The sequence below is a fragment of the Cellulomonas algicola genome, from assembly GCF_003851725.1.
In the GTDB taxonomy this organism is placed as follows: domain Bacteria; phylum Actinomycetota; class Actinomycetes; order Actinomycetales; family Cellulomonadaceae; genus Cellulomonas; species Cellulomonas algicola.
On record NZ_BHYL01000069.1, the window covers coordinates 1 to 6273 of the forward strand.

Consider the following 6273-nt stretch of genomic DNA (forward strand, 5'->3'; position numbering starts at 1 on the left):
CCCGACGAGCGCGCCGAGCACGAGGAACCCGACCTGCGCGAGCACGAAGCCCGACGTCACGACCCAGGACCCCGACCGGGCGTCGCCGGGCCGCACGAACAGCCCGAGCCCGTACGCGGTGACCGCGGCCGCGACGACCGTGCCGAGCGCGAGCCAGACGTGCGCCGGGACGCTGAGGAGCTTGGTCGACTCGGCCCGCAGCACACGTCCGGCGGTCACGCCCCGACGCGCGGGAGCGCCATGCGCGGTGCGCTCCCGCGTCGTCGGCGGGGCGGTCGTCACCGGACGTCCCGGGTCCGGAGGCGCACGGCGGCGGCGACCAGGAGCACGGCGATCCACGCCGCCAGCACGAGCCCGCCCCCCACCGGTCCGAGGTCGGGAGAACCGTCCATCGGGCCCGACGACGCGGAGGTCGTCAGGAGACCGCCCGCAGTGCCGGGCAGGAGCACGTTCACGGTGCCGACGACGGTCGGCGCCGTGCCCTGGGCGGGCGCCGCGAGCGACGCGGGGTCGCCGCCGGCCACGAGCGGATCGCTCGCCATCATGAGCACGATCGGCAGGATCATCACGAGCGACAGCGCGGTGACCAGGGCCGGGACCGTCCGTCGGAGCAGCGCGCCGAGCGCGTGCCCGAGCAGCGCGAGCCCGACGAGGAACAGCACCATGCCGAGCACGAGCGCGGGCGCGTCGTCGGCGGTGAGGTCGACCGGCAGGTCGCGCGACGCGGCGGCGGGCAGGATCCCGACGACGCACGCGGCCGTCGTCAGGACCGCGATGCCCAGCGCGAACCCGGCGACGGCGAGGCTCTGCGCGACGAGCACGGGCCAGCGGCGCGGCACCGTCGTGTACGTCGAGCGGAACGCACCCGTGCGGAAGTCCCCGCCACCGACCAGGACACCCAGCACGAGCGGTCCGAGCTGCGCGAGCATCAGGCCGGACGACAGCGAGTCGATCGGCTGGAACCCCGGGTCACCCGACGACGCCTGTGCGCTCAGGTACGTGATGACGCCGCCGACGACGACCGTCACGGCGGCGGTCCACCACGGCGAGCGCAGCGACACGACCTTGGTCCACTCCGACGCGAGGACCCGGGCGGGCGTCGGTCGGCGCGCGGTCGACGACGCCCCGACGGCACGCGGCGCCGTGGTCGCGGCGCTCATCGCCCACCGCCCGCGGTCGCGTCCGTGCGGTACTCGACGGCGTCGCTCGTGAGCTGCAGGTACGCCTCCTCGAGCGAGCCCGACCCGGTGCGGTCGACGATCTCCTGCACGGGCGCGTCGGCCAGCAGGCGGCCGCGCCCGATGATGACGACGCGGTCCGCGCACAGCGCGAGCTCGTGCATGAGGTGCGACGACAGCAGGACGGTGCGCCCCTCGGCCGCGAGCTCGCGCACCAGCCGCCGCACCCACAGCACGCCGTCGGGGTCGAGGCCGTTGACCGGCTCGTCGAGGATGAGCGTCGCCGGGTCGCCGAGCAGCGCCCCCGCGATGCCGAGCCGCTGCCCCATGCCGAGCGAGAACGTGCCGGCCCGCCGGCGCGCCGCCGACTCCAGGCCGGTCTGCGCGAGCACCTCCCGCACGCGCGCCTTGCCGATGCCGTGCGTCTGCGCCATCGCGAGCAGGTGCGCGTACGCGGTGCGGCCCGGGTGGACCGAGCGCGCGTCGAGCATGATGCCGACCGCGTGCAGCGGGGCGGGCAGGTCGGCGAACCGGCGGCCGTCGACCGTCGCACGGCCCGACGTCGCGCGCTCGAGCCCGACGACGACGCGCATCGTCGTGGACTTGCCCGCGCCGTTGGGCCCGAGGAAACCCGTGACCGTCCCGGGCCGGGCGGTGAACGTCAGGCCGTCCACCGCTGTCGTGCTGCCGTAGCGCTTGGTCAGCGCCTCCACCTCGATCATCGCGTCTCCTCGTCGTCGGGCCCGTCCGGGCGTCCGTCGACGACGCTACGAATCGGGATGGGCCGCCCAGCACCGACCGGTGGAGGAGATCGCCGGGGCGTGCGGCTCCGCCCACGGGATGAGGGCGTCCGACGAGACGGCGGGCACACCGCCCGCCCGGGGCGGCCCGTGCCGGGGCGGTCAGCCCCGGCGCCGCTCCTGCGTCGCCCTGCGCAGCAGCGCGTGCCCGTCGGCGAGCGGGCCGAGGTGCGCGAGCTTGTCGGGGTTCGTGACGCTCCGGATCGCCTGGACCCGGCCGTCGGCGATGTCGAGCGTCATGGTCACCACGACGTTCCCGTCGCCGTCGCGGACGACCACGCCGGGCTGGCCGTTGATCTCCCGCTCGTCGAGCACCACCCCGACGGCCGCGAGCGACGGCGCGGTCGCGGCGACGAGCCGCGCCACGTGGTCGACCCCGAAGAACATCCCCCGCCCCCACAGCGGACCCTTGCCGCCGGCGTCGGCGATCATCTGGACGTCAGCCGCGAGCAGCTCGCGCAGCGCGTCGACGTCGCCCTCCCGCACCGCGTCGACGAACCGGCTCGCGAGCTCCTCCCGCTCGCGGCGGTCGACCTCGAACCGCCGCCGGCCCGCGTCCATGTGCCGGCGGGCGCGCGAGGCGAGCTGGCGGCAGGCCGCCTCGCTCCGGCCGACGGCGCTCGCGACCTCGGCGACGTCGAAGCCGAAGACGTCCCGCAGCACGAAGACGGCACGCTCGAGCGGGCTCAGCCGCTCCATGAGCACGAGCGCCGCGGTCGACAGCGAGTCGGCGAGCTCGGCCGCGCGCTCCGGCTCCTCGTAGGGGTCCTCGAGCAGCGGCTCGGGGAACCACGGGCCCGGGTACGCCTCGCGGCGCACGCGCGCGGACCGCAGCACGTCGATCGAGACGCGCGTGACGATCGCGGACAGGTAGGACTTGACCGACGTCGGCTCGACACCGGACGCGTCCCACCGCAGCCACGTCTCCTGCACCGCGTCCTCGGCCTCCCCGACGCTGCCGAGCACGCGGTACGCGATCGAGAAGAGGAGGGGGCGCAGCTGCTCGAACTCCTCGGCGCGGCTCACGCGTCCACCCTGGCCTGCGGCGGCGGCGACGTCACGCGGTCCGTCGCCGCCGCCGCGAGCGCGCGGGCCCGGGCCGACGCGGAGGACGGCAGACGCGTCGATCCCGGCCGACGCGCCTCGCGCGCGAGGCCCTGGACGATCTGACGCGTCACGCCCTCCTTGAGCAGGGCGCCCGCGCGTCCGGAGACGTGCAGGGCGACGGCCGTGTCGTCCGCGCGCGAGGCCTGGAACGTCGCCGCCTCGCGGCCGAGCGCGATGCACTGCCCGAAGAACACGTTGTCGACGGGTGCCGCGACCCGGCCGTCGACGTGCGCCAGCACCGTGTCGGCCGCGCGCGCGCCCAGCGGCACGGCGGCCTGGCAGCTCGCGCGCTGCGGGACCCCCGAGGGTGCGACCGCGTCGCCCGCACCCACGACGCGGTCGTCGTCGACGCTGGTCAGGGTCTCGTCGGTGAGCAGCCGCCCGGTCGCGTCCGTCGCGAGGCCGCTGCGCCGCGCCAGGTCGGAGACCGCGAAGCCGGTCGCCCACACGGTGAGCCCGTCGAGCGTGCGCCCATCGTCCAGCAGCAGGGACCGCGCGCGCACCTCGGTCGCGCGCGGCCGCTCGAGCACCGTGACACCGAGCCGTGCGAGCCGGCGCGCGACCGCGCGCCGGGCGGACGGCCGGACGTACGGCGCGAGCACGCCGCCGCACACGAGCGTGACCGCCCGGCCCGTCTCCGCGAGCTCGGCGGCGGTCTCGATGCCGGTGGGTCCGCCGCCCACGACGACCACGGGCGCCGTCGGCGTCGTGTCGAGGGTCGCCCGCAGCCGCGTCGCGGACTCGAACGTGCTCACCGCGAGCGCGTGCTCGGCGGCCCCCGGCACGCCTGCGTCGGTCGCGTGGCTGCCGACCGCGTACACGAGGTGGTCGTAGGGCAGGTCGGTCCCGCCCGCGAGCCGGACCCGGCGGTGCGCGGTGTCGACGTGCGTCGCCTCGTCCACGACCACGCGCACCCGCTCCCCCAGCACCTCCGCCCAGTCGTGGAGGCCGCCGTGCGTGCCGGCCGCGACCTGGTGCAGCCGCACGCGCTCGACGAACCGCGGGCGCGGGTTGACCAGCGTGACCTCGACGTCGTCGCGGCCGGACAGGCGGTTCGCGGCCATCACACCGGCGTACCCGCCGCCGAGGACCAGCACGTGCGTGCTCATGAGGTGTCTCCCGTCGCTCCCGAGCACCCGTGCGGCGCTCTCGTGCACGTGACGAGACAGCGCCGGCTCGTGTGACACGCCCGTGCCCACGGAGGTCGGCGCGACCCCCTGGGCGCCGCGCCGGGTGCGCCCCTACCGTTCCCCTATGACGGACATGTCGGCGGACTGGCGGGTGGTCGACGGCGTCGCGACGGCGTGGTTCGACGCGCCGTCGCTGACCGCGGGGGCCGCGCTCGCGGGACGGCTGGTCGACCTACCCGGCGACGTCGCGGTGGACGTGCGTGCGACGGGCGTGCGCGTCCGCGTCGCGGCGGCGGGGCAGGCGGGTGCGGTGTCGGCCGCAGCACGCGACCTCGGGCTGACCGCCGACCCGTCGGCCCTCCAGCGGGTGAGCGTCGTCGTGGAGTCGCCGGACCCCGCCGCGGTGCGCCCGTTCTGGCAGGGCGTGCTCGGCTACGCCCCCACCGAGGACGGAGACCTCGTCGACCCGCTGCGCCGCGACCCCGTCCTGCGCCTCCGGACGTCGCCGGAGCCGCGCCCGCTGCGCAACCGCCTGCACCTCGACGTGGTGCGCCCGGCGGCGGTGGCCGAGCAGGTGCGTCCGGGCGAGCCGTACGGCGTGTTCGGCGTCTGCCACGCCGACGCGGACGGCAACGAGGTCGACCTGGTACCTGCGGGCGGCCTCGACGACGCCCCCGGGACGACCGACTGGCACGCGGTGTTCGGCGCCGTGGCCTGCTACCGCGTCGCGTCGTCGTCCCAGCAGCGCGACCTGGTCGCCGCGGCGGCGGCTCTCGCCGACGAGGCCGGCTTCCCGCTGCTGCTCGACGTGCGGCCCGGCCTCGTGGTGCTCGACACGGGCAAGGACCGCTGGGACGCGGACGCGCACGGTCTCGACGTGGACTTCCCCGCGCTCGCGGCGCGCCTCCAGACCGCGGCCCGTGACCTCGGGGCCACCGCCGACGCCGAGCCGCCGCGGTTCGTGCAGCTCTTCCTCGACGCCGCCGACGTCCGCGCCGTGCGAGCGTTCTGGCTCGCGGTGCTCGGGTACGTGCCGGACGGGCGCGCCGCGCTCGACGACGTCGTCGACCCGCGCTGGCTGAGCCCCGTGCTCGCGTTCCAGGAGATCGACGCCGCCGACACCGAGCGGCGGCGGCAGCGCAACCGCGTGCACGTCGAGCTCGCGGTCCCGGCGGACCGTGCCGCCGCGCGCGTCGCGACGGCCCTCGACGCCGGCGGCCGGCTGCTCGACGAGTCGCCGGGGCGCGTGCGTGTGGCCGACCCGGAGGGCAACGAGCTGGTCGTCGTCGCGGGGTAGGTGCGGGCGGGGCGTCCGCGGCCCGGTGGCCACCGCCGGACGGGCGTCTGACCTCGGCACGACGTGCGTGCACCCGTTCGTGAAGCCTGCCCCCGGCACACCCGGCGGCCGGTAGATTCCGTGCGGCCGGTGCCGCTGCCCCGGTCGGCCCCACGGAAGGAACCCGGTGGACCAGCTCACGAAGGGCGCGAACGCGCCGCTGACGGCGTCGCGCGTCACGCTCACGGTCGACGTCCCCGCGCCCGCGGACCTGTCCGCGCTGCTCGTCACCGAGAGCGGCCGGGTCCGCTCCGACGCCGACTTCGTCTTCTACAACCAGCCCGACGGGCCCGGCGTGCGGTGCGTGCAGCCGTCGGCCGGGCAGCCCTGGCGCGTCGAGGTCGACCTCGGGGCCGTGCCCGCCGACGTCCACGCGGTGCGGCTCGTGACGAGCCTCGACGACGCGTCCTCGACGTTCGGCCGTGTCGGGCAGCCGGTCGCGCGCGTCACCGACGACGCCGGGACGCCGCTGGCCGCGTTCACGATGACCGACCTGGCGACCGAGAGCATCGTCGTCGCGCTCGAGCTGTACCGGCGGGCCGGGGCGTGGAAGGTGCGCGCCGTCGGTCAGGGGTACGCGGGCGGGCTGGGCGACCTCGTCACCGACCACGGGGTGTCCGTCGACGACACGCCCCCGCCGGCCGTCGCCGCACCGGTCGCCGTGCCCGTCGCCGCCGCACCGGTCGCCGCCCCCGTCGCGGCGCCGCCCGCACCCCCGGCCC

At 76.8% G+C, this 6273-nt stretch carries 6 protein-coding genes and 1 pseudogene; 2 read left to right on the top strand and 5 right to left on the bottom strand.

Going from position 1 to position 6273, the window contains the following annotated elements:
* The 5 genes and pseudogenes from CTKZ_RS05390 to CTKZ_RS05410 form a co-directional block, all read right to left on the bottom strand.
* A pseudogene (locus tag CTKZ_RS05390) lies at positions 1–219 on the bottom strand (hypothetical protein); the annotation flags it as partial.
* 59 nt (positions 220–278) lie between these two features.
* A complete protein-coding gene (locus CTKZ_RS05395; RefSeq protein ID WP_124341987.1) occupies positions 279–1160 on the bottom strand; it encodes a hypothetical protein in 882 nt (293 codons plus the stop codon).
* The gene (locus CTKZ_RS05400; RefSeq protein WP_124341988.1) at positions 1157–1900 is read right to left on the bottom strand and encodes an ABC transporter ATP-binding protein; all 744 of its coding nucleotides are present in this window, start codon (positions 1898–1900) and stop codon (positions 1157–1159) included. Before CTKZ_RS05400 ends, CTKZ_RS05395 begins: the two co-directional genes overlap by 4 nt.
* Before the next feature lie 180 nt (positions 1901–2080).
* Positions 2081–3004, bottom strand: coding sequence for an RNA polymerase sigma-70 factor (locus CTKZ_RS05405; RefSeq protein ID WP_124341989.1), 924 nt, complete (start codon positions 3002–3004; stop codon positions 2081–2083).
* The gene (locus CTKZ_RS05410; RefSeq protein ID WP_124341990.1) at positions 3001–4194 is read right to left on the bottom strand and encodes an NAD(P)/FAD-dependent oxidoreductase; all 1194 of its coding nucleotides are present in this window, start codon (positions 4192–4194) and stop codon (positions 3001–3003) included. The genes CTKZ_RS05405 and CTKZ_RS05410 overlap by 4 nt, the downstream gene beginning before the upstream one ends.
* A 145-nt stretch (positions 4195–4339) precedes the next feature.
* Here CTKZ_RS05410 and CTKZ_RS05415 point away from each other — a divergent pair, with 145 nt between their 5' ends.
* Complete coding sequence (locus CTKZ_RS05415; RefSeq protein WP_124341991.1) at positions 4340–5512, top strand: VOC family protein; 1173 nt, start codon at positions 4340–4342, stop codon at positions 5510–5512.
* 166 nt (positions 5513–5678) lie between these two features.
* Positions 5679–6273: TerD family protein (locus CTKZ_RS05420; RefSeq protein WP_148090462.1), on the top strand; the 595-nt coding region annotated here is incomplete at its 3' end.